Annotated in this window: 23 protein-coding genes; 5 read left to right on the forward strand and 18 right to left on the reverse strand. The window is 37.2% G+C overall.

What is annotated here, in order from left to right; translation table 11 throughout:
* Positions 1–98: 98 nt before the first annotated feature.
* Complete coding sequence (locus ACQ33O_RS08485; RefSeq protein WP_430995136.1) at positions 99–656, reverse strand: NADPH-dependent FMN reductase; 558 nt, start codon at positions 654–656, stop codon at positions 99–101.
* Positions 657–726: 70 nt separating this feature from the next.
* Here ACQ33O_RS08485 and ACQ33O_RS08490 point away from each other — a divergent pair, with 70 nt between their 5' ends.
* Both ACQ33O_RS08490 and ACQ33O_RS08495 read left to right on the forward strand, forming a co-directional pair.
* Positions 727–2,787 (forward strand): glycoside hydrolase family 71/99-like protein, encoded by a 2,061-nt coding sequence (locus ACQ33O_RS08490; protein ID WP_430995137.1) that lies wholly within the window; start codon positions 727–729, stop codon positions 2,785–2,787.
* Between the two features lie 9 nt (positions 2,788–2,796).
* Positions 2,797–3,243, forward strand: a complete 447-nt coding sequence (locus ACQ33O_RS08495; protein ID WP_430995138.1) for a hypothetical protein — start codon at positions 2,797–2,799, stop codon at positions 3,241–3,243.
* A gap of 5 nt (positions 3,244–3,248) precedes the next feature.
* On the opposite strand, the gene ACQ33O_RS08500 is transcribed toward ACQ33O_RS08495, so the two are convergent.
* From ACQ33O_RS08500 to ACQ33O_RS08520, 5 genes are read right to left on the reverse strand one after another with little or no spacing between them, the layout of a single operon-like run.
* Positions 3,249–3,674 carry a VOC family protein gene (locus ACQ33O_RS08500; protein WP_430995139.1) on the reverse strand — a complete coding sequence of 142 codons (426 nt, stop codon included), beginning with the start codon at positions 3,672–3,674 and terminating at the stop codon, positions 3,249–3,251.
* A gap of 2 nt (positions 3,675–3,676) precedes the next feature.
* Positions 3,677–4,051: an iron chaperone gene (locus ACQ33O_RS08505; RefSeq protein WP_430995140.1), complete on the reverse strand. Its 375-nt coding sequence runs from the start codon at positions 4,049–4,051 to the stop codon at positions 3,677–3,679.
* A 10-nt stretch (positions 4,052–4,061) separates the two neighbouring features.
* Positions 4,062–4,271 (reverse strand): hypothetical protein, encoded by a 210-nt coding sequence (locus tag ACQ33O_RS08510; RefSeq protein WP_430995141.1) that lies wholly within the window; start codon positions 4,269–4,271, stop codon positions 4,062–4,064.
* A gap of 3 nt (positions 4,272–4,274) precedes the next feature.
* Positions 4,275–4,661, reverse strand: coding sequence for a DoxX family protein (locus ACQ33O_RS08515; RefSeq protein ID WP_430995142.1), 387 nt, complete (start codon positions 4,659–4,661; stop codon positions 4,275–4,277).
* Positions 4,662–4,683: 22 nt separating this feature from the next.
* Complete coding sequence (locus tag ACQ33O_RS08520; RefSeq protein WP_430995143.1) at positions 4,684–5,094, reverse strand: hypothetical protein; 411 nt, start codon at positions 5,092–5,094, stop codon at positions 4,684–4,686.
* Between the two features lie 109 nt (positions 5,095–5,203).
* On the opposite strand from ACQ33O_RS08520, the gene ACQ33O_RS08525 reads away from it, so the two are divergent.
* Positions 5,204–6,166, forward strand: coding sequence for a GlxA family transcriptional regulator (locus tag ACQ33O_RS08525; RefSeq protein WP_430995144.1), 963 nt, complete (start codon positions 5,204–5,206; stop codon positions 6,164–6,166).
* A 63-nt stretch (positions 6,167–6,229) separates the two neighbouring features.
* Complete coding sequence (locus ACQ33O_RS08530; protein WP_430995145.1) at positions 6,230–6,574, forward strand: hypothetical protein; 345 nt, start codon at positions 6,230–6,232, stop codon at positions 6,572–6,574.
* On the opposite strand, the gene ACQ33O_RS08535 is transcribed toward ACQ33O_RS08530, so the two are convergent.
* From ACQ33O_RS08535 to ACQ33O_RS08580, 10 genes are all read right to left on the reverse strand, one after another.
* Positions 6,569–8,065, reverse strand: coding sequence for a YfcC family protein (locus tag ACQ33O_RS08535; RefSeq protein WP_430995146.1), 1,497 nt, complete (start codon positions 8,063–8,065; stop codon positions 6,569–6,571). The two genes, ACQ33O_RS08530 and ACQ33O_RS08535, sit on opposite strands and share 6 nt — an antisense overlap.
* 83 nt (positions 8,066–8,148) lie before the next feature.
* Entirely contained in the window at positions 8,149–8,379 is a 231-nt protein-coding gene (locus tag ACQ33O_RS08540; protein WP_430995147.1) for a hypothetical protein, read from the reverse strand.
* A gap of 102 nt (positions 8,380–8,481) precedes the next feature.
* The gene (locus ACQ33O_RS08545; RefSeq protein ID WP_430995148.1) at positions 8,482–11,067 is read right to left on the reverse strand and encodes a phosphoenolpyruvate carboxylase; all 2,586 of its coding nucleotides are present in this window, start codon (positions 11,065–11,067) and stop codon (positions 8,482–8,484) included.
* A gap of 221 nt (positions 11,068–11,288) precedes the next feature.
* Entirely contained in the window at positions 11,289–11,669 is a 381-nt protein-coding gene (locus ACQ33O_RS08550) for a hypothetical protein (protein WP_430995149.1), read from the reverse strand.
* 17 nt (positions 11,670–11,686) lie between these two features.
* A complete protein-coding gene (locus tag ACQ33O_RS08555; protein ID WP_430995150.1) occupies positions 11,687–12,142 on the reverse strand; it encodes an SRPBCC family protein in 456 nt (151 codons plus the stop codon).
* A 127-nt stretch (positions 12,143–12,269) separates the two neighbouring features.
* Complete coding sequence (locus ACQ33O_RS08560; RefSeq protein ID WP_430995151.1) at positions 12,270–13,019, reverse strand: OmpA family protein; 750 nt, start codon at positions 13,017–13,019, stop codon at positions 12,270–12,272.
* Between the two features lie 137 nt (positions 13,020–13,156).
* Positions 13,157–13,786: a hypothetical protein gene (locus ACQ33O_RS08565; protein ID WP_430995152.1), complete on the reverse strand. Its 630-nt coding sequence runs from the start codon at positions 13,784–13,786 to the stop codon at positions 13,157–13,159.
* 144 nt (positions 13,787–13,930) lie between these two features.
* Complete coding sequence (locus ACQ33O_RS08570) at positions 13,931–14,158, reverse strand: hypothetical protein (RefSeq protein WP_430995153.1); 228 nt, start codon at positions 14,156–14,158, stop codon at positions 13,931–13,933.
* A gap of 38 nt (positions 14,159–14,196) precedes the next feature.
* Positions 14,197–14,997, reverse strand: a complete 801-nt coding sequence (locus ACQ33O_RS08575) for a hypothetical protein (protein ID WP_430995154.1) — start codon at positions 14,995–14,997, stop codon at positions 14,197–14,199.
* Between the two features lie 143 nt (positions 14,998–15,140).
* Positions 15,141–16,910, reverse strand: a complete 1,770-nt coding sequence (locus ACQ33O_RS08580; RefSeq protein ID WP_430995155.1) for a hypothetical protein — start codon at positions 16,908–16,910, stop codon at positions 15,141–15,143.
* A 401-nt stretch (positions 16,911–17,311) separates the two neighbouring features.
* On the opposite strand from ACQ33O_RS08580, the gene ACQ33O_RS08585 reads away from it, so the two are divergent.
* Positions 17,312–18,295 (forward strand): hypothetical protein, encoded by a 984-nt coding sequence (locus ACQ33O_RS08585; RefSeq protein ID WP_430995156.1) that lies wholly within the window; start codon positions 17,312–17,314, stop codon positions 18,293–18,295.
* 126 nt (positions 18,296–18,421) lie between these two features.
* Here ACQ33O_RS08585 and ACQ33O_RS08590 read toward each other — a convergent pair whose 3' ends face one another.
* Positions 18,422–19,546 (reverse strand): hypothetical protein, encoded by a 1,125-nt coding sequence (locus tag ACQ33O_RS08590; protein ID WP_430995157.1) that lies wholly within the window; start codon positions 19,544–19,546, stop codon positions 18,422–18,424.
* A gap of 82 nt (positions 19,547–19,628) precedes the next feature.
* Positions 19,629–22,067 (reverse strand): right-handed parallel beta-helix repeat-containing protein, encoded by a 2,439-nt coding sequence (locus tag ACQ33O_RS08595; protein ID WP_430995158.1) that lies wholly within the window; start codon positions 22,065–22,067, stop codon positions 19,629–19,631.
* Positions 22,068–22,090 lie beyond the last annotated feature (23 nt).

Here is a 22,090-nt window from a genome sequence, read left to right on the forward strand (position 1 = left end):
AATGGGCTTTCTTCTTCGTCAAAATACCAAGTAAAAGAATCTGATTTACAAGATGGACATATTTGAGTAGCCATTAAATATTTTTTAAAATAATGTTTTTATATCATCTTCCCCTTCGCCTCAACACACCACAACAACTCACTCACAAAACCAGCCGCTCTTTTATCAACACCTGCTTTATCAACCGGGTTGCCTTCTTCATCAAATGAGTCATGTACTTTTGGAACAGGGAACATGGCAGGCACTGTCCATGCTCTTATTTTCCAGAGAGAGAATTGCAAAGAGGTGATTACTTGTGTACCACCGAATACTCCGTCTGATACAGTTGAGATGGCGATTGGTTTACGTCGCCATTCATCATACAAAAGATCTACCACATTTTTTAATGCAGCAGGATAGCCGCCATTGTACTCAGGCGTAACAATGATAACGCCATTTGCAGCTTTTATTTTTTCTGCAAACTCAATTGTTGCAGGAGTGGGGTTGGGTTGTAATCTCAATCTTTCATCGAACAAAGGAAAATTATACTCCTTTAGGTCAAGTATTTCAACTGTTGCAAGATTATTTGTTTCAATGTATTTTTTTAGATAGAGTGCTACTCTATGACTGTTTCTGCCTGTTCTTACACTGGCTGATATAATAGCGATATGTGGCATATGTGTTTAATTATCAAGTTAAAAGGATAAGAAAATTAATACTTATTTTTGATAATACAATCGTCTTGCTATGTCTTATATAAGAAAACTGTCTTTATTAGTGTCTTTCTGTTATGTGTGTATGTCTGTGCAATCACAGATTGCTCCTGTGGCACAAACGATCGTTGGGAAAACGATATGCGGTTATCAGGGGTGGTTCAGTTGTTATGGAGATGGTTCTCCGGTGGCCAGATGGTTTCACTGGTCAAACGGAACATACCAAAGCAATGCAGGAGCTCCGGCACCTGGAGCTATTAAATTTGAAGCTTACCCTGCTATCGATGAATACAATGCCGGCTCTTTATTCCAAACCAATCTGGGTAATTTCGGGGATGGTAGTTCGGCCAAATTATTTTCTTCTTACAAGGCCGATGTAATAGAAACGCATTTCAGGTGGATGAAACAACACGAGATTGATGGGGTAGCGTTGCAGCGTTTTATCAGTGAAACATTTGATGGTGTGTTTAAATTGAATAGAGATAGTATAACGGCAAGGGTTAAACGTTCGGCCGAAGCCAATCAAAGAGTATTTTATTTGATGTACGATATCAGTGGATTAGATGCAACTAAATTTGATTCTTTAAAGACAGATTGGCAAAATAATATGATTGCCAAATTGAATATCACTTCTTCTCCGTATTATTTGCATCAAGGTGGTAAGCCGGTGGTTTGTATATGGGGATTGGGTTTTACGGATAGGCAAGGTGATGCGACTCAATCGTTAGATGTGATCAACTGGTTTAAGGCAAATGGATGTTATGTTGTTGGTGGCGTTCCTACCAACTGGCGTACAAGTTCAGGAGATTCTAAAGCAGGGTTTACAAATGTGTACAATCAATATGATATGATATCTCCTTGGAGTGTAGGTAGATTTGCGGATAGTATTGGTACTGATAATTTCAAGACAAATTATTTGATCCCCGATCTGGCTTATTGCAATAGTAATAATATCCTGTATCAACCGGTTGTATTCCCGGGCTTTGCATGGTCTAACTGGAACGGAGGTTCGAAAAATCAGATTCCAAGAAATAAGGGCGAGTTTATGTGGAGGCAGGTGTATAATATCAAACAGTCCGGTATCGGTAATATGTATGTTGCTATGTTTGATGAATATGATGAAGGAACAGCTATTACTAAAATGGCGGATAGTTATTATTCCATTCCAACCAATCAATATTTTTTAACCACCAGTGCAGATGGTACTTATCTCTCTTCGGATTTTTATATGCGATTAACAGGAAAAGCTACAAAAGCGATCAGGGATGAGGAACCAATTACAAAATACGTGACCATTCCTTATTCGGTTGGTCCCATGTGGTTTAGAACAAGTTTTGAGAAAACATTTGATGCAGCACCCAACTGGACCGATTCTCAGGAGCCAAGCATTCCTGCTGTAAATATCGGAGGTATAGGTGGTGGAGGTAATCCTGAGTGTGGTGTTGTTACCGGAGAGATAACACAGCATATTGGAACAAATGCTATACGTTTTTCAGGTAGAGATAATTCTGCAACATCTTCTTATATCTATTTCAGAACATTTAGTGTAAACATTCCTGTTGATCTGAATACGGATCTGAGTTTCTGGACATATCCGCAACAAAATTTGTCAAGATATGTATCAATAGATCTGCTGTTGAGTGATGGCACAAGATTACAAGATTATCCTGCAATAGATACAAATGGTTTATCCATGCATCCAAGTACACCGAGGGGCACATTAAATACATGGAACAAAACTACCTCACATATCGGCACATGGCTGAACGGAAAAACAATTACCAAAATAATGATTGCATACGATCATCCTGCGGAAACAGGCGATTTTAGGGGGTATGTTGATGATATTTCCATTTATCAGGCTAACAGTACCGTATATACGTTTATTGGTAATGGTAATTGGAATGTACCTTCTAATTGGTTAAACAACAATATGCCTCCGGCAGATCTGACCGGCGGTATTATATATATTGATCCTGTTATCGAAGGGGAGTGTATATTGAATATTACACAACATTTAAGAGACGGGAATAAATTGATTGTAAATCCTAATAAAAAATTCAGACTGACTGAAAGGCTTGAGATCAAAAATTAATTGTGAACTATGAAAGTGAACCCGGTATTTAAAAGACTTTTAATAATATGGCTTTCTATATTTTTTGTTAGTCTTGCAATAACAGCTTTATATTTTCTTATAACAGATAATTTCTTTGGCGAAAGAAAAGACGATGCAGCACTTTTATACAAAGGTTTATACAAACTGGTGGGTTATATCACTGTTTGCATACTTGCAGTTTTTTCTTTGACGATCTTTTTTAATGTTAAACCAAGTGTCAGGTATAGCAGAACCTCACGTTTTGCAAGTTTTTTCTTTCCTTATTTAATGTATCTGACATATGTAATATTATCAAGATTTTTTGTGCATGAGGATAGTCTTAAAAATATACTTTCTTACTTTCTTTTTTCACTTCCGTGGCTTTTACCATTTGCTGTTTTGCTTATAGCAGGATATGTTCATTTTAAAAAATACCTAAAAAACAAGAAAGCTTAAATTAATCAGGCATCAAGCAATGCCTGTATATCAAACTTTCTCATTTTTAAAAATGCATTCATAACTCTTTGCCCTTTTTCAGGATCGGACATGAGTTTTCCCAGTGTTTTCGGAACGATCTGCCAAGACACGCCGTACTTATCTTTCAGCCACCCACACATGCTTTCTTCACCACCATCAGCGATCAATTTGTACCAATAATGATCGATCTCTGCCTGATCTTCACAGTTCACAACAAATGATACAGCCTCATTCGGTGTAAACTGAGGGCCGCCGTTCAGTCCCATGAATTTAAATCCGTTCAACTCAAACAAAACAACAATTGGATTTTCCGTTGTGATTTTTGAATTAGGAAAGATGGAGCCATAGAATTCTGCTGCTGCTTTGGCTTGTCCGTCAAACCAGATGCATGGATAAATTTGATCAGCCATAATTATTTCTTTTTATTTTTTAATAATGCTTTTTCGGCATTTACTTTAACAGCATGTTTAACAAGTTTCGTTATCAATCGTACAGGCACAGGTTTGTCAAAGTCAAATTGCAGGGTTGCTTTAGATGTTCTGTATGGCTCAACTTCATCCTTGAACGTATCCAGTGATTGTGGTACAAATACCGAATAGTGTTTTTTAAATCCGGCAAAATAAGCCAACATGCCGTTGTATTTGAAAGCAGGCATGCCATAACTGATAAGTTCCGTAGCCTTTGGTGCGGCTTTGCTAATTGTTTCCCTTACTTTTTTTAAAGCAGGCTGTGCCAATATTGGTTGTTTTGAGATGTAGGTATCAATATCTTTTATTGTTGTATTCATATGAATTATTTTAGATCAATACTTCTGCATTAAATCCATGTTCGTTCAGTACTGCAATGATCGAATGTTGAGCAATATGCTCGGCTTCTATTCTCAAAATTTTGTCACAATCCTCCAGATCAAAATTGATCTTACTGCCGGGGAAATGCGACAATAATTGTTTGATCAGTATTTCAGATTGATCAACTCTGTTGACATTTGTTTTAAATACCTCTACCATTATTTATTTGGTTTCGAAATATAAAGCTTTGTTCAGTTTGTGATAAAAATAATAGGATAGTATACCCGGTACTATCCAGATCAACATCGTCAACATCATTGGATCAAAACCACCTATAGCTATTCCGGAATAAACTGCGGCGAACAGATCAAAAAATAATCCGGCATAAGCCCATTCTTTAATTCTCGGGAAACCCGGTATAAGTATGGCAATCACGCCCAAAACCTTGGCAATGCCTGTAAACCGGATGAAGTAATTTGGATAGCCAAGATAGTCTCCAAAAATCTTGATGCTCTCTTCATTTAATACAATACTTCCATAAGAGGAAAATACCATTAATGCTGAAAATAAAATGGTGAAGATCCAATAAAGTAGCTTGGTTTTTTTCATGTTTATGTTTTTGATTAAAGATTTAGCTTGATAAACGTACCATACATCTTACATCCTTATCGCTCAGATACCATTCCACACAACAGCCATTAGGGTCAATATCTGGCTGTGATATTAATTTCTGAAATGCAGTACCTATAGCCGGAATATTTTGCATAAAATCGTTTATCAATATACAGTTATATTTCCCTTTTTTGACAATGAACTTCTCTAGATCGTGTTTGCTTAATTCGCCTGAAATTAATTCGTTGGCCGCTGCTTTGTAAATGATGCTGCCAGGTTTTTCAGGATATGAGATGCCGAAATATTTTCTGTCGGTTGTATATGGAATAAGCGCATGCAATGCTTGGTGTGCCTCCAAGACTCCGTCAGGAAAGGATTTGGCCGTAATGCAATATACTTCAATGTCAGTTTCTAAATTGAAAATGGTCATACGATAAATTTTCTACTGCAAACATAAGTGTAAATTCAAAAAACAGTTATATGCAAAAACGACAAACTAACGGGTTGATTGCGACAATGTTTTTATTTAGCTTTGCAGGATGAAAAATATATCCATTTTGATTTTAGAAACTTCGGTGCCTGCGGCTATTGTTGATCCAAGGTATATGTTTACAGCAATTAATGAGTTTTATAAAAGCGCCGGTCATCAGCCGTTTTTTAATGTGAATCTTGTTGGCGTCACTAAAGAAGTGAAATTGTTAGATGGAACAATTACAGTACATCCTGATTTATTGTTGAAGCAAGTGAAGAAGACCGATCTGATCCTTGTTCCTGCCATCAGTGGTAATGTAAATGAAGCATTAAAGAAGAACGCGGCTGTCATTCCATGGATCGTAGAACAGCATAGAAAAGGAGCAGAGGTTGCAAGTTTGTGTATTGGTGCTTTTGTGTTGGCAGCTACAGGGTTATTAAATGGCAAATCATGTTCAACTCACTGGTTATTTGCAAACGATTTCAGAGATATGTTTCCTGAAGTACAGTTGGTAGAAGATAAAATTATCACAGATCAGAATGGTTTGTATTCAAGTGGCGGTGCAACATCTTATTGGAATTTATTATTGTATCTGGTAGAAAAATATACAACAAGACAAATGGCCATCACTGCTTCTAAATTTTTTCTGTTAGATATGGAACGTGAAAGTCAGATGCCTTTTGTGATGTTCAAAGGACAAAAGGATCATGAGGATTTTCAAATTGTAAAAGCACAGGAATTTATAGAAAAGCATTATCAATCTAAATTAACGGTAGATGAATTGGCCAATAAATTCGGCATTGGCAGGAGGACCTTTGAAAGACGATTTAAAAAAGCTACAGCCAATACAGTCATCGAATACATGCAAAGGGTAAAAATTGAAGCTGCTAAAAAACAATTGGAACGTGGTAGAAAGACAGTGAATGAAGTGATGTACGATGTTGGATATACCGATGCAAAAGCTTTCAGGGATGTGTTTAAAAAAGTAGCGGGTATGTCGCCGGTAGATTACAGAAATAAATACAATTAATAAAATACCCACTTAGCGGTATTGTAATATTTCAGTTACTGTAGTTTATTTACATAAAAAAATATGAGATATTTATTACTGTTTTTTCTTATCCTGTCATCAGTAACTCAGGCTCAGCTAACCCAAAAGCAATTGGATGACTTAAAAGAAAATTCTAAAAGATTAGATAGCATAACGGCGAAAACGAACGAGTCGATCAATAATAGTATTCGCAGAATGGACTCGTTGACCAGAGCACAATCTCAAAAACAGATGGATCGTAACCTGGAAGCATTTATGGCTGTTCAGAAAGAAAATCAACGTAAGGCCAAGCAAGGGGCATTCATCCGCATTGGAATAGGCATTTTACTCCTTGTTGTATTGATCATAGGTTTAAGACGTAAGAAAAAGCAACAAGATATCTCATAAATGAATACCGATGATCAGCGCTGCAATACAAAGTATTGTGATCAAAATCAGTAGTGGGGTTATAAATTTCATCCATGTTTTCAAGCTTACATTCACCATTGCAATTGCCGGGAGCACAAGTCCTGTTGGCGCAATGAATGACATCAGGCACATACCATACATATATGAGTTTACGATCTCTCTTCCCGGAATATTAACAATGATGGCTAATGCACCAATAATGGGCATTGTGAGCACTGCCATACCCGAAGATGATTGTATGAATAGCGAAAAGACAAAATAAAACAACATTAATAAAAGAATAAAGAGTGTAGGCGACATGCCCTGCACAATGCCGGCGGTGTAAAAAATAATTGAATCACTTACATGGCCATCATTCAATACAACAGAAACACCTCTTGAAATACCAACTAAAAAAGCTACTGAGAGTAAACTTGCCGCTCCTTTAATAAACTCACTTACAAATACTTTTTCATTTACTCTATTTATAATAGCAATCAAAATAGATGATGCTACAAACAAAGCAGACATTTCAACTGCCCACCATTTTAAAAATACTACACCGGCAATCATGCCGAGAAAAGTGAGTATATATATCAGTAACGATAGTTTTGTTTTCCAGCCTAATGAAGAAGCGATCTCATTATTTATATTTATATCGTAGGGAGGCTTTACAATACCATCAATTTTGTAAACTAATGAAGCCGTTGGATCTTTCTTTATTTTAGCGGCATATCGCAAAATGTACCATATCAGCAATGCGGTGATAATGGCCCAGAATATCAACCTTGCTGTTAGGCCATCCATCCAGTTAATGCCGGCAGCATTTGATGCAATGATAACAGAGAATGGATTAGAAAAAGCGGCGATCGGCCCCATAGATGTACCACCGAAAATAATGGCCAGTGGGATCAGGAGGTCGTAGCCGGCTGCAATAAAGAGTGGAACAAGAATAGGATAGAAAACCAGTGATTCTTCGGCCATGCCATAAGAGGCCCCAAAGAAGGAGAACATAATAGTAAGAATGACGATCAGCCAGGATTCACGTCCTTTCATCTTATACGAAACCCATGTAATGCCTTTTACCATTGCTCCGGTTTCATTAAATACATACATGAATCCACCGATGATGAGAATAAATAAAATGATATCGATGCTTTCAATGATCCCCTTTACAGGAGCCTGAAGAATGCTAATAAAGCCTTGTGGGTTTTTGGGCTGGCTCTTGTATGTATTAGGAACTGATACTGCTTTATGTATATCTCCATTAGCAAATTTTTCTACGTCAATATGAATACCCAGACTGTCCAATGTCTTTTGTGTGAGTGGCAACTTCGTTTCACCTGAGTCGTTAGTAATACTAAAACTACCCTCATTGACTGATAGTTTGCTGTATTCCCCTGCCGGTAAAAACCAAGTGCTGACCGCTGCAAGAATAATAACGATCATCAATATGGTTATAGGGCTGGGTAACGTTCTTTTTTTAGTCATTGTGTTAGTTTACAATATTTATTAATTTTCGCCGAAATCGGTCTGACGATCCCCGTCTGATTGCGGCAGAAATACTGTTGCATTTATTTCCGCCATTTACTTATTCCTAAATAACATATTGTGATACCTATTAATGCAAAAATGATTGTTGAAGGAGTTTTGCCTATTGTATTGATCAAGCTGTTCAGGTCTTCCAGCCTTGATGAGTCTGTATTGCCAACAGGCTTATACACTGCAAAAATAAACCAGGCAAAAGCCAATACGATCAATCCGCAAAATAGTATGATCACTGCTTCCAATCTTTTATTTTTCATCAGTCGGCTTTTTAAAATAAGATTCTAAAAGTAGCCAAAAAGATTTGCATAAAAAAAGTCAGGTATTTTGTACCTGACTCGATGGTTATGATAAGTAATTTCTTACGCAGAGTTTCTACCGGCATTGATGATGCCAAAAGAAGAACGCATTACCAGCTTTTCATACGTTGGTTTCAGCGGTGAGTTGTGAATGAGCTGATCATCCAATTCTCTGATATTATTGATGGCGTATTGTTGTATCGTCAATATCGGCATTACAATTCGTTCTCTCATATTGATCGATAAATTATCAACAGGAAAATCTCCCATCAATTCTTTTTTGCCGGATAATTTCAGTACATACTTTTGTGTAAGTAAAAACTCTTCGTATATGCTGGTCCATAACTCTCCGTATTTAGGATCTTTAGCCAGATAAGCTGTTAAAGGGAAGAAGCATTTCTTCATTGCCATTTCGCAGTTATCCATTAATGTTTTGAAGTATAGTGAATCTTTATAGAGCTCTTTCAAGTCTTTGAATTTGCCGTTCTTCTCCATTATTTGTAACGCAGTACCAACGCCGAAATAGCCTGTTACATTCTGTTTCAACTGAGCCCAGGCACCAACATAAGGAATGGCACGAAGATCTTTCAAGGTTAGTTTGGCAGATACATTCCTTTTAGCAGGGCGGCTGCCGATATTTGTTTCGCTGTAAAATTTAAGCGGACTAACCTGCGACAGATAATCTGCAAAATATGGATGACTTTTCAATGAAACATATTTATCAAAACTTTCATCTGCCAGTTCCTGCAACAGTTTCTCCTGTTTCTTTTCCATCGTTTTATGACGACTGTTGAAAAGTTCATTAGAGATACCGGCATGTAATAATTTTTCAAGATTGTATTGTGCAGCATCAATAGTACCAAAAGTAGAACTGATCGTTTGTCCTTGTACCGTTAGTTGAATTTCTTTGCTGGCAATATTATTACCCATGGATGCATAGAAATTATGTGTTTTACCACCGCCTCTGGATGGAGGGCCACCACGACCATCAAAAAATACTACATCAATTTCATATTTTCTGGAGACAGCAGTAAGTTGTTCTTTTGCTTTGTAGATACCCCAGTTGGCCATAAAGTAACCACCGTCCTTAGTGCCGTCACTGAATCCAAGCATGATGGTTTGACGATTCCCTCTTTGTTTAAGGTGTTTGGCATATACTTTATTCGAATACAATGTTTCCATAATGCTTGCTGCATTCTGAAGGTCATCTACTGTTTCAAACAAAGGGATAATATCTGCAGTAATTTCTTTTTTATCCCAACCACAAAGCAGGAATAAGCCGTATACTTCGAATACGTTCAATGCTGTATTAGTCTGACTGATGATATACCTATGACAGCCCAATTCACCATTGGTGTCCTGTATTTGTTTGATCGCTTTAATAGAGTCGATCGTATCTTTTGCTATTGCTGAATCAAATTGTACCTCTTTTGCAATAGGCTCTTTAATGTTTGTAAGTAAAGTGATTTTTTTCTCATCGCTTAAACTTGCATAATCTTTCGGTAGCAGGTTTGTTTTAGCTGCAATGCTTTCCAAAACAATATTATGTTGTGAACTTTCCTGTCTAATATCAAGTGATGCAAAATGTAAACCGAAAACATTTACTTTATTGATCAAGCTATCAATCAGGTGAAGGAATAAACCATTGGTTTCATATATGATCGTTTCCTTAACCTTGGTCAATCGTTCAATAATGTACTCTTTTGTAATTGGAGTGCGCTTACCCGGAATGAAAATATTTTTATACAGTTCATTTTCCAATTCCACCAATTGCGCTTCAACACCTTTGAAAGTAAGTCTGCGTTTAAGTCTGCGTATCTCCAGATAATAGCATTTGATAATGCCGCCTCTTAACGCATCGGCCACCTGAAGGGTAGTAGCAGCATTCACAAATGGGTTGCCGTCTCTGTCTCCACCCGGCCAAAAACCCATATTGATGATCGGATTTTTTTCATCTACAGCATTTGGAAACTGGTTCTTTAAAAAAGAAATGATCTTGCCGGAGGCAGAATAGAAAACGTTTTCTAAAAACCATATCAGGCTGATTGCCTCGTCGTAAGGCGTAGGTTTTTGTTTTTTAAAGAAAGGAGTTTTACCTAACTGCTGTAAGTAAGTATTTACTAAAAGTGTATCGTTGTCTTTTAATGCCTTTGCAAGGTCATGTATAATACCCAACACCGAATCAGGATAAAACTGGGTAGGGTGTGCCGTTAGTACAAGCCTTACAGCAAAGTCTTTTAATTTAGCAGTAAGTTCTTCTTCTTTACCGTATTGCAAAATTTCGCTTTCAAGATGTTTTAAAGTGCCAACACCACCTGTATCGTTTACATCCTTAAATGCAGAATCTTCCAATGCATCAAATAGTACAATTTGTCTTTCGGCAAACTGAATGAAACGAAAGAGCAGATCCAACTTTTCTTTAGGATCCGTAAAAGTGGTATGTTTATTAAAGAAATCTTCAATAATTTCTGCCGGGCTCTTTTTATTTTTATAGCCTTCCTCACACATGTTCAACAACAACGACAGAAGAATACCCGTTTTTTCGATACGGTGAAACGGCAACGCAGTAAACAAACTATTGTACAGCTGAAATTTAATGCCTACGGCATTTTTAAATTGCTGCAAACCACGTGAAGACTCAACACTCATATTAAAAATTATTAAGATAAATAGAAATTATGGCCCAGCAAACGTATTCAGGGGTGAAATTACTTTAAAAATTTGAAATAATTAATGTTGAACACGTACAATTGTACAAATCCAGGCATTGAGCCCTATTTTACGCTACAAGTCCTCACCCGCCATTGACCACATCCGGGCTTTCCGCTTCAATAGGGTGTAAGGCTTCGGTGGTGAATCACCTTCAGCATTTATTTATTGAATCTGTAAAAGATATAGGGGGCAATGGTGGTCCAGATAGGAATCAATATCCAGATACGACCCTTTAAGATATTATAGTCTGCCAGTAGTGAAGATATTTTATTACCACGGGCAAGTCCGAATCCAAATTCAAAACACAAAGTGAGCAAGAGCCATAATAGGCCAATTAAAATTGATTGTACAGCTGATTGCGGAGGCAATTTTTTTACGATAAAATGCACATAAAAAGCAAAAAGAACAATCAGAGAAATTGTTGATATTTGATGTGCCAGTAATTCGCCTGTATATTTTTTATACCATAAGTCTCTAAATGCCCCATTGAAGATGGCAATGAGCAACATAGGAAACCAACATAGAAAATATTTGAACATGGTTGTTTGTTTTGAACTTAGTCTGTGGTCATTTTCTTTAATTCTTCTTCAAGCCTGTCAAAATTTTCTTCATTTTTATCCGGTATAAATGATATCACCTTGTTATATAGAACCGGATCGTCGAAGACCATTTTGAATATTACTTTGGTTTCTACGTCTGATATTTTTTCGAAACTGATTTCAATGTTAAATAGTGGGTGTGAATGACGTTTCCATGAAATAAATTGCTGTGGAATGATCTTCGTGAATTCACATTCGTTTTGATAATTGCCTTTATCAGGGCCATGCATGGTAAATATCCATTTGCCTCCTGGCTTTAGATCAAATTCATGAAAAGTATTGGTAAATCCTTTTGGTCCCCACCATGCAGCTAAGTGTACGGGGTCGGCCCATGCTTTGTAAACTATCTTAATAGGAGCATTCAGTATTCTGGTGGTTACAATTGTATGGTTTTCGGTTTGTGACGATTCCATTTGTGTTTTTAAATATTTGATGATGGCGTTTTATCAAATTTAAAATATTTTTTCATCACAAACGGATACTTTAATATGAATAGTGACGACCTTCAAAAGTCGTCACTATTACTTAAAAAGGTTGAAACTATTCGGCCTTTATCTCAACAGTATTGCTTTTAGACTTGTCCGTTATTTTATCTGTTTTAATTCTGTTGGCCGGAATATTGCTTTGTTCAATAAGGTATAGTTTAACGGCATCCAACTGTCCATCAGCAATTTCCTGATTTGATTTTTTATAACCGGTATATCCTGTAAGTAGAATTGTTGCGGTTGGGCATTCTTTCATTGAAGCGGCAACCATATCCAATTGCTTTTTTATTTCACTGGTTAGTGTTTCCTTGCTGTTTTCAAAATAAATTTCTATAGGCTTTAAAACCACTTCTTCGCATTTTTTCTTTTTGCAACATATGGTTGGTTTATAAAGTGTAATGTCGTATGTAGTGTTCTCCATTGATGGATGATAACTTCTTATGGCTGTTACTAATCCGTCGTAACTTACCGCAATACTTTGTGCTGTTACCTGTTCTTTTTTTAGCGTAAACGAAAATTGCCCGTTATTGTCTGTCATCAAATCTCCGCCATAGTCAGCTTTTACTTTTGCATTGGCAAGCACATTGCCTGCTTCATCTTTCACAAGGCCTTTAATGGTAACTTCTTCAGGTAGTTTAATTTCCGGAGCGTTTACAACAATTTTATAATACTCTTCCTGTATTTTAATGTTGCCCTGTGCATTTACTATGGTTACACTTGTAATAAAAACGATGATAGTAGCTGTTAGCTTTAAATAAAAGGGGATTGAATTTCTTTTTTCAAATAATGTGTTTATCTTTTTCATGTTTATCAGATGAGGATGATAATATTTCAAACTAAAATATTATTCCTACATACTATTAAACTGAAAAAGGTAGTAATAGGGTTGGGTAGTTATTGAATTTTTTGCAAAATAATAAGTGTAAGCATGAGCAAGTTTTATTAGTAATCTATATTTATGTCGGCAGTATCTGTTGCATTGATATTAATGATGGATGATAGCGTATCTTGATTGGCAATATTAACATACCAGGAGATTTTGTTGTCATATTTTGCACGGCCATACACATTAACGATAGTGTCTGTTGGAGTACGAGGAAACCAGTTGTTTGATCTCCACCAACATACAACTGCATCGCAATCCCCATTAACATCAATATTTAAAGCATCTGTACTTGAGTAGGAATTTATTTTTTTGAGGTGGGCTCTTATCAAACATTTAGGTGTTAGAGAAATACTATAGCTAATACTGCTTCTAAAGCCTTTTGTCCAATATTTTGTGTGCTCAACAACCAACTCATCAATGGCGTTCGGACGAACAAAAATGGCTCTACCCAAATAGTCGGTCGTAATTGTTTTAAATGGAGAAAAGACTCCCGTGCATCCAACAAAAAAATCCCATTGGGTACATTTTTTTAAAATTACTTTAGCCCCGGCTATGGGTTTGCTGCTAAATTCCTCTGATACGTAGATTGTGTCATTTATCGGAACGACAGCATTGATTCCTTTTTCCTTTGTACAACCCGAAACGATTGTAGCAAGCAAAATCAAACATGCAAAGGAAATCCTCATTATAATTTGTTTATTGATAGCTTATGCGTTTAGTAAAATAGTAAAAATTTGTGGCAAATACAAACGAATAATCAGTAGAATCCTTATAAAACCCTGAAGGTAATAGAGGGGTTTTTATTGTTAAGCACCAATGAGCGGACGGTGCTAGTTATGCAACGCATGGAATGCTTTTGATATTTCATGCCTTATTTTCGGAGAAAGGTCGCTGGTTGGTTTCCACTCCATATAACATATATAATCATCGATCATGAATGAAATATGATTTGTTATGTGATCATGCCTATCTTCAAAAAAATCTTTATGCCTTTTTTCAATTTCTTTGAGCACATTCAGGAATGCTACTTTTTCTTCTATATTAAGTTCCCTTCCCATGCTAAATTAATATCAATTAGTAAGCCAAATTTTGTTAATTATTTGGGGCTGGGAACAATGACCAAACCATTTCCTTCGCAAGTCCATATAGACATATATTTTTCGGAAACAACAATATGGCTTTTCCATTTTCCATACTCCTGATACAAGCGAATGGTACATATATCAGTGGCTGTAATAAAGTCACCCGTTTCCGGTAAATGATTGTGTACCGATCCAAATTCATCTTTTTTATCCGGGTCGGTATAAGGTACAGGAATAAGGCTTTGATGAATTCTCTTTTTTGAGATCAACTCGTTCTTGTTGGTAAATGTCATTAAATAATCATTGCCGAGGTATGCAGTATTTGGTTTGGATGAGCCTGAAATTGCGTAAACCCATTTCCTGTCTTTTTCGATGATGGGAACTAGATTAAGTGTGGATCCTTTGTAGTACAAAAAAAGACCGGTGTCGGATTGTATCACGTTTTGTGCAGCGGTCTTTAAATTATAAAAATCTTTTTCTGTTGCTGTCATGGTTCTTCTCACAGAATCGTACACTACTTTTTTATTGCTTTTGAAATGTATGGTTCCAATGATCTCTGGATCATTGGAGTTGCTATAAAAAATGCAAACATCATCATCGCCGATCGGGTAAGAAACATAACCACCAATAATATCTTGATCGCCTTTGTATTCCTGAAAGAAAATGTCGGTGCCATACCATGAAGCATATTCGGATTTGTACAACTTATCCGCTTCTTTTATGATAGAGTCACGTATCTTATCAATATCAGTTTGTCCGCATACCTGATCAATAAATATCAGCGTTATAAAAAATGTCAATATTGATTTAAGCATGTGCAACTATTAAATTGTATTTTTTTAACTAGGTTGTTCATCAAATTTAAAGCATTTTAATGTGTTTTAGACACACCGATGTTAACCCAAATCTGGTTGGCTTGTGCTTGGCTCATGCAAGCAGTTTCCTTATGATCTTTAATTTACTGTCCTGTAATATTGAGTACACCTGATTGCAACGTAACTTTATTTCTGATATAAAGTTTTGGTAAAGATAGAATTCCATTGATCATCAATTCATTTATTGTACCCCCTTGCAATGATAATACACCATTTCCTGTAATCGTATTGTTATTTGTATTTAATGCTAGTGATACGACTAATGTATCGGAGCTATTGGGTAAATTAATTGTAGCACCTGCTGCTAAATTCAATATCCCGGTGTAAACAGTTCCGTTAACAACGGGAGATAGGGGCGTACCGCTATTAATGAAAACAGTATCGGTAATGCCCGGGACTTGCGATCCTGACCAGTTTAACGGATCTGTCCAATTGCCTGTGCTCCCATTACCATTGAAAACAAAGCCGCTATTTGTATTTGATAAACTAAGCTTAAGTAATTTTACACCGGATCCGTTGTTAGCAAAAAAATATAGATTGTTGCTTAGTGTAAATAATCCATACGGATAACTTTCTGCAACCCCGGGATTTACATCAACATATTGTGTAGTATTAGCAGTAGCTCCATCACTTTTCCATAACTCTCTGCTTCCGGCGGCACCCGAATTAAAATGAGCAGCATTATTATAGAGTACCATAAATATGGCATTTGTAAGATCATTTCTTAATAAACTCGTTCCTGCAGGGGAGCCGTCCGTAACATACAATTTTGAGTTGTCATTTATCCAGAAAGTACGCTGATTAGATATTGCACAAAACCCGCCACCACTGTAATTAGTACCTGAATACACACCGTCTAGTGTTAATTGAATTGTTCCACTAACGGTGCCGTCTGTACGCCATAAGGCATTGCCTGTTGGACTGGCAGCAACAAAAAATACGTATTGATCATTAAAACGCAGATGTATATTTTGTACAGCAGTTGTGTTAGAGCCTGTGCCTCCTGTATTTATATCTTTCAGCATAAAAGTTCCTTCAACTGTTCCATCACTTACCCATGGCTCGGGGCCTGTAACAAAATTATCATTACCAATAAATATCAGTTTGTTATTCACTTTAGCAATGGTGGTTGACCAAATGGTAAGTGTTGGTACAACAATTTCTACAGTTCCTGCTTCAGTTCCATCTGTTCGCCAAAGTGTGGCTGCTGTCCCTGAGCTTGCTGCTCTGAAATATACATTTCCATTCATTTGTATATAACCATCGGCATAACTGGGTGATGCACCCGTTTTGATATCTTTAATGATATGTGTGCCAGCTGCAGTACCGTTTGTGATCCATGGTTCAGCACCGTTGGTAGCGTCATATCCGGTAAAATACATCAGGTTGCCGGTTACCGAATAGTTTCTGTCATTTTCCACATCTGTTCCTGCATCTAACCCCGAAGTAGTAAATCCATGAGCGGCGAATTCAAGTACCAGCAATGTTCCTACAGTTGTTCCGTCGCTTTTCCATATTTTTTCTATGATCCCAAAAGATGGAGTAAATACGGTTTCATTAGTAACGATGTAGATGAAATCTGCTGCAGGAATAAAATTAATTATGTTGGAAGCCCCAAGGTCGGCTATAACTTTAGTTCCTACATCTGTGCCATCAGTTACGGCAAGTTTACAACTGCTTCCCTTTGCCCTATAAAAAAGCTTTCCATTCCATTTGTTATTCTCCCATTCATCTTGAGATGCATTTTTGGGTTCCTCTGCTGTGCCTGCAACAGATTTAACAACAACTATGTCTTGAGCATTGCCGAATACTAATGTGAATAACAGCAAAATGAAAAGGGTACAGTACCTCATTAATTTAGTTTTGGCTAAAGTATACTTTTCTTAAAATTTCAATATACCCAATGCAGGGTATATTCGCTATTGAAGCTATAAAACCAACTCATTAAAGGGCTGTAAGTATACTTGCCTGTGTATGCGAAACAAGCTTCTACTGAAGCTATACAATAAGTAACTTTAGTTCTATACGTATACACATAATCGTTAGTATTTAAAAAAAATTGCAGTACTTATCCATTCCCATTGCAGCATTTTCATGCTTTGTTTGAATTATATGCATCATAGTCAGGCATCCCATATTACTCTGTGCCAGGATTATCAAGAAAATGTTAAATGAAACATCGATTTTTTAACAATAACAATTCTTGGCATGGTTGTGGTTTATCTGTCTTTTTTCAACTTTAAATCTAAATATCATGCTTACATCAAATTATCCGCAAGCCACTGTGCCTGAAACAGGTAGTGAGTCTTCAAAAAAAAATTATAAAAATGCAATCATTGGAATTTTATCAGTTGCTCTCATAGGGGTAAGTGGTTATGCTATTTACAGCACAAGTGAGAGCGGGAGTAAAATATCTAAACAGGAAACTGTTATTGCACAGGCTGCTGTTGAGAAAAGTAATATTCAAAAAAGTTTTGACGAATCCTTAGCCAGGATTGAGAATATGAAAACATTGAATGCAAGTCTGGAAACTAAACTGGCTGATAATAATACAGAAATAGAAAAAACGAAAGCAGAGATCCGTACTATTTTAAATAAAAATAATGCTACCGCTGCAGAATTAAAAAAGGCAAGGAACCTTATTGCAGATCTTAATACAAAGATCTCCGGTATGGAACAGGAGGTGGTTCGTTTAACACAGGAAAATCAGGTGTTGGCACAGGATAAAAATACGCTGACAATAGAAAAGGAAAAATTAACACAAGATCTTACTGCCACTACAACTGTTAAACAAGAACTAGAAAAGAAGGTCGATGTGGCTTCCACTTTAAATGCATCTAATATTTCTATTACCCCGGTGAATGTTAAAGGAAATGGTAAAGAAAAGGTAACGACTACGGCTAAACGTGTAGATAAACTAGTAATATCTTTTGATGTAGATAATAGAATTGTACAGCCTGGTACTACAGATGTATATGTAGTTGTAACTGCCCCGGATGGCAAAGCAGTTAATGCTGCTACTACGGGAGGATCGTTTACCACACGTGAGGAAGGAGATAAAACGTACACAGCAAAAGTGGCCGTTGACCTTGAAACTGCTAAGAAGAAAAATGTAGAATTTGCATTTATTCCTTCTGATAATTTTCAGCAGGGTAGCTATAAGATACAGATATATCAAAACGGGTTTAAAATCGGAGAAAGCGTAAGCGAATTAAAGAAAGGCGGCTTGTTTAGTTAGTCTTGCTATAAACTTATATCCATGAAAATTACAAGCCCTTGTTGGTGTTATTGCCGGCAGGGGCTTTTGTATTTCTTTAAGACAATTTCTATTTGACTTGTAAATGGCATAATAAAAGAAAAATCACTAATCAGGCTTGTGAATGAACCTGATACCTGCACTGGTTTGCTCTGTACTTTCAAGTCTAGCTTCGTAGCGTTTATCATCTACATAGCAAACCATGTATGAAGTATTGGGAGGAATTGAGCCAAGGTTTTCTGCCACCATTATCAGCTCAGTTGTTTGTTGTAATTCAGCAACAGCAAGTTTAATGATATAAGCTTTTTCGGTGAGCCTGATATGTTCTTGCATCAGATGGCCGTTGAGGAAGATCGCAATGGAGTCGCCATCAACTTCTGCATTATCGTAAAAGCGTAATTCAATAGAATCACCTGCTAACGGTATTTCTGTTAGTATCACTTTTTTACGTGCCATGAATTTTTCGTCTATGGCAGGGACAGGAATAACGGGAGTAAATTTGGGGGTGTCCGGTATGGGTGTAATTTCAGGTTCTTTTATTACAGGTGGTATTTCAATGGGGGCCGGTATTTCAGCTACTGCTACTTCGGGAGTAATGATTGCAGGCGGTGTTTCAACTATTCCGGGTTCTTCTACTGCAACTGTTTCAGGAATGATTGGTTCTTTTATTTCTTCTACAATTTTTTCTTCCTGCATTACAGGTGCAGGTTTAATAAATGCTATTTGTGCAACGCTGTCAATAATGTAAGAGTCATTTGCACCGAGGGTGTAGTTGTCAATTACATCATCCCATTCATCTGAAAAAAAATGCGTATCGTTTTTTTGCAGATCTACCAAGCCGGCGGCTTCTTCATTTTCTTTCTTAGAAGCATTACCGGTTAAAAACATTTTTGTTCCGCCGGGACAATTAAAATCTGCTATGGACATATATGAAGCAAGTTTCGGCGTACCAAAAAGTCTGTTGCCTTTTTTCTGTTCTATCAATTGGTCATCCCACCATACAACGCTGTTATCTATGCTGCTAAAATATCCTTTGATCGTATATCGTCTGTAGCTGTTGGCTGATTCGTAATAGTAGCTGGTGCCAGTAAGACTGTCACCATTCTTTACGATTTTAACCTCCACTTTTTTACCATCGATCTTTCCTTTCCAGAAGCCGGTGATCTGTTGTGCATTGGTACCAGAGTAAAAGAACAGGCACGCAGGGAATATTAATTGTTTGATGAAATTCAATTTGAGTATCGGTCTTTAAAGAACAACTAACTCAAATGTAATAATTATTAGGGGCTTGAATATTTATAGTTCTGTTAAAAACTTATTTTATTTCAAGATTCCCCGGCACCGTGAATTTTTTATCGGCTTTAATAATAATGCTGCTGCCGCTATTGATGGTTTGATCAACATTCAAAATGCATTCGCCATTAATTACAGGATCAATGATGATCTGACTGCCACCGGATAAGATAGCAGGAGGTATCTCATTATTCATCCAGTTTGCAGCATCATCCCAATTGCCATTGCCTGTGAACGTGTACACTTTTATAGCAACATCCAACCCAAGGATATAATACAAAGAGTTCTCAATAAGTTGCCTAGCTGTTGTTGTCAAACTAGTCATTGAAAATTCGCTGATGCCAAGCATAATGAAGCGATGTGTAGTAACCGTGCCATTCATGTTGGTGCCTACAGGGATCTCTACCACGCTGTTGGTGGTAGGAGCTGTATTTGCATTACCTAATACCGTAACGGCAGGGGTTGCTATCCATGTAGAATTGGTTATACCTGTTACGGCATTCGTACTAACGGATGAGAATAACTGCAGTTCATTGTCATCTAAACCGGTAAAAGTCAATCCACTGAAAATTGGATGGGTTTTATCAGAAATGGTGACTGTTGTTTGTGCCGTATTAACTGCCGTGCCTGTAACCCAGTTCCAGACAGTGTTTCTAAGTGTGAAAGGTTTTAATAATAGTTTAGGTTTGTTTACTGCTTCTAAAGGAATAAATCCTGCAGAAGTTGAGCCGGGCACTGAACTGATCACTATGGCGTCAAATGAACTATAATCGGTTGAAGCAAGTGTTGCATCAACAGGAATGATTAAGAAATCCGGGTTTGCATTGAGTTTGTTAAACACTACAGAATCTGCAGCTGACAATGGGAGCAAGGTAAAGTAAGCAATTCTTTTTGTTGAAGCAGAACTCACATAGATATTACCGTTAGTAACGATCGGCATATCGGCTCCGCCAACACTAGTGACCGTGTAGGAGAAATTACCGGCAGCAGGCGGAGTGCCTTGCAGCGTCAATGTTTTATTGGTGTAATTAAATGTTGCAGTAATGCCCGGTGGTATATTAGCGGTATCCAGCCCAGTTGCACCACCACCCCAGGTGAAAGTAATATTAACGATTGGGTTGCCTAAAAGAATAGACTGCGTTGTATTTTGACTAGTAACAATCGGCGGAAATTTATCAATGGTGCCGTATTCATAATAACCCAGATCAGGGAAATTACCGGCATATTCAATGCCCACATATATACCTGCATCAATCAGATCGCTGCCATTTACCAAATTCATGAAAGGGGTAGAGTACGAACCATCTGTATTTCTTGCTGCTAATATCATTGATGTATCCAGGCTTACAAAATCACTACTATTCACAGTTACACTTGGTTTGTTCCAGCTATTATTAGTATTGGTTACTACTTTAGCATTGAATGCATTCGAACCTACTGAACTTAAGGATACACAATTTTTAATGATCAGTGATCCTCCGGTATTATTACCGAAGCCATAGTTGATGCCATTCTGATATGCTGAACCATTGGTGATGGTCATTGTACCATAGTTGTTGTTTTGGTCGAAACCTCTTACACGATTGCCTACTGCTAAACAACGGATGGCAGTAACATTGTGTGCAGTATAATCGCCGCCCAATTTAAAACCATTGCCGTTTCCATAATTAGGGTAGGCGGCAAGGTTAGCAAATTGATCAAACCATGCTTTGTCTGTAAGATAACGGGGATGGTTAACCATATTATAGGTAGTAGGACCGTTTCGATAGCAGACACAATTCTTCAACACACTACTGCCTATTTTCTGAAAGAAATCCCAGCCATCGTCTGAATTATTCCAGGCACGACAACCGATGTAGGTATTAGGGTTAACATTTGAATATTGTTTGTCAGCAAAGCCATCTGCATTACCACCATAATTTACAACGGTACCTTCCATACTTTCGTAATCGAAATTATCGTGAGAGTCGCAATTGATGATAAGATTATTACCGCCTGATTTATGTTGCAAGCCTGTATCGCAATTGCCGTAAAATTCGCAATTCTCTATGATGGTATTACTGCCGTTATTGATGATGCCATTGTCACCTGTATAACGAACCACTAAACCTTTTATATGCATGTACGATGAAGTAGCGGCCAATGAAATACCCGGATTAGAACTGCTGTATGGTTGAGTGCTGAAGTCGAGTATCGGTTGTTCACCGGGGTAGGCCATGATGCAAATTCTTGCAGATGTTGTACCTGATTTATTGATAGATACTTTTGCGGACAGGCTGTATATACCACCTCTCAAATACAATGTATCACCGGCAGTTGTTAACTTCGTTAATCCGCTGGCAAAACTGCAGGGAGATACAAGTGTGCCTGAGCCGGTACCTGTCGGCGAAGCATAATAAGTATTTGCCGATACTGTAAGTTGAAGAAGAATTAGAAATAGAAGTGTAAATAGTTGTTTCATATAGAAGTGTGCAAACGTTTTTG

Source organism: Ferruginibacter sp. SUN002 (assembly GCF_050611725.1).
In the GTDB taxonomy this organism is placed as follows: domain Bacteria; phylum Bacteroidota; class Bacteroidia; order Chitinophagales; family Chitinophagaceae; genus Ferruginibacter.

Coding starts and splice junctions, on each gene's coding strand:
- ACQ33O_RS08490 (WP_430995137.1), top strand. CDS start 727: ATGTCTTATATAAGAAAACTGTCTTTATTAGTGTCTTTCTGTTATGTG.
- ACQ33O_RS08500 (WP_430995139.1), bottom strand. CDS start 3,674: ATGGCTGATCAAATTTATCCATGCATCTGGTTTGACGGACAAGCCAAA.
- ACQ33O_RS08575 (WP_430995154.1), bottom strand. CDS start 14,997: ATGCTTAAATCAATATTGACATTTTTTATAACGCTGATATTTATTGAT.
- ACQ33O_RS08485 (WP_430995136.1), bottom strand. CDS start 656: ATGCCACATATCGCTATTATATCAGCCAGTGTAAGAACAGGCAGAAAC.
- ACQ33O_RS08565 (WP_430995152.1), bottom strand. CDS start 13,786: ATGAGGATTTCCTTTGCATGTTTGATTTTGCTTGCTACAATCGTTTCG.
- ACQ33O_RS08560 (WP_430995151.1), bottom strand. CDS start 13,019: ATGAAAAAGATAAACACATTATTTGAAAAAAGAAATTCAATCCCCTTT.
- ACQ33O_RS08595 (WP_430995158.1), bottom strand. CDS start 22,067: ATGAAACAACTATTTACACTTCTATTTCTAATTCTTCTTCAACTTACA.
- ACQ33O_RS08545 (WP_430995148.1), bottom strand. CDS start 11,067: ATGAGTGTTGAGTCTTCACGTGGTTTGCAGCAATTTAAAAATGCCGTA.
- ACQ33O_RS08550 (WP_430995149.1), bottom strand. CDS start 11,669: ATGTTCAAATATTTTCTATGTTGGTTTCCTATGTTGCTCATTGCCATC.
- ACQ33O_RS08580 (WP_430995155.1), bottom strand. CDS start 16,910: ATGAGGTACTGTACCCTTTTCATTTTGCTGTTATTCACATTAGTATTC.
- ACQ33O_RS08515 (WP_430995142.1), bottom strand. CDS start 4,661: ATGAAAAAAACCAAGCTACTTTATTGGATCTTCACCATTTTATTTTCA.
- ACQ33O_RS08570 (WP_430995153.1), bottom strand. CDS start 14,158: ATGGGAAGGGAACTTAATATAGAAGAAAAAGTAGCATTCCTGAATGTG.
- ACQ33O_RS08585 (WP_430995156.1), top strand. CDS start 17,312: ATGCTTACATCAAATTATCCGCAAGCCACTGTGCCTGAAACAGGTAGT.
- ACQ33O_RS08535 (WP_430995146.1), bottom strand. CDS start 8,065: ATGACTAAAAAAAGAACGTTACCCAGCCCTATAACCATATTGATGATC.
- ACQ33O_RS08530 (WP_430995145.1), top strand. CDS start 6,230: ATGAGATATTTATTACTGTTTTTTCTTATCCTGTCATCAGTAACTCAG.
- ACQ33O_RS08505 (WP_430995140.1), bottom strand. CDS start 4,051: ATGAATACAACAATAAAAGATATTGATACCTACATCTCAAAACAACCA.
- ACQ33O_RS08520 (WP_430995143.1), bottom strand. CDS start 5,094: ATGACCATTTTCAATTTAGAAACTGACATTGAAGTATATTGCATTACG.
- ACQ33O_RS08495 (WP_430995138.1), top strand. CDS start 2,797: ATGAAAGTGAACCCGGTATTTAAAAGACTTTTAATAATATGGCTTTCT.
- ACQ33O_RS08540 (WP_430995147.1), bottom strand. CDS start 8,379: ATGAAAAATAAAAGATTGGAAGCAGTGATCATACTATTTTGCGGATTG.
- ACQ33O_RS08555 (WP_430995150.1), bottom strand. CDS start 12,142: ATGGAATCGTCACAAACCGAAAACCATACAATTGTAACCACCAGAATA.
- ACQ33O_RS08525 (WP_430995144.1), top strand. CDS start 5,204: ATGAAAAATATATCCATTTTGATTTTAGAAACTTCGGTGCCTGCGGCT.
- ACQ33O_RS08510 (WP_430995141.1), bottom strand. CDS start 4,271: ATGGTAGAGGTATTTAAAACAAATGTCAACAGAGTTGATCAATCTGAA.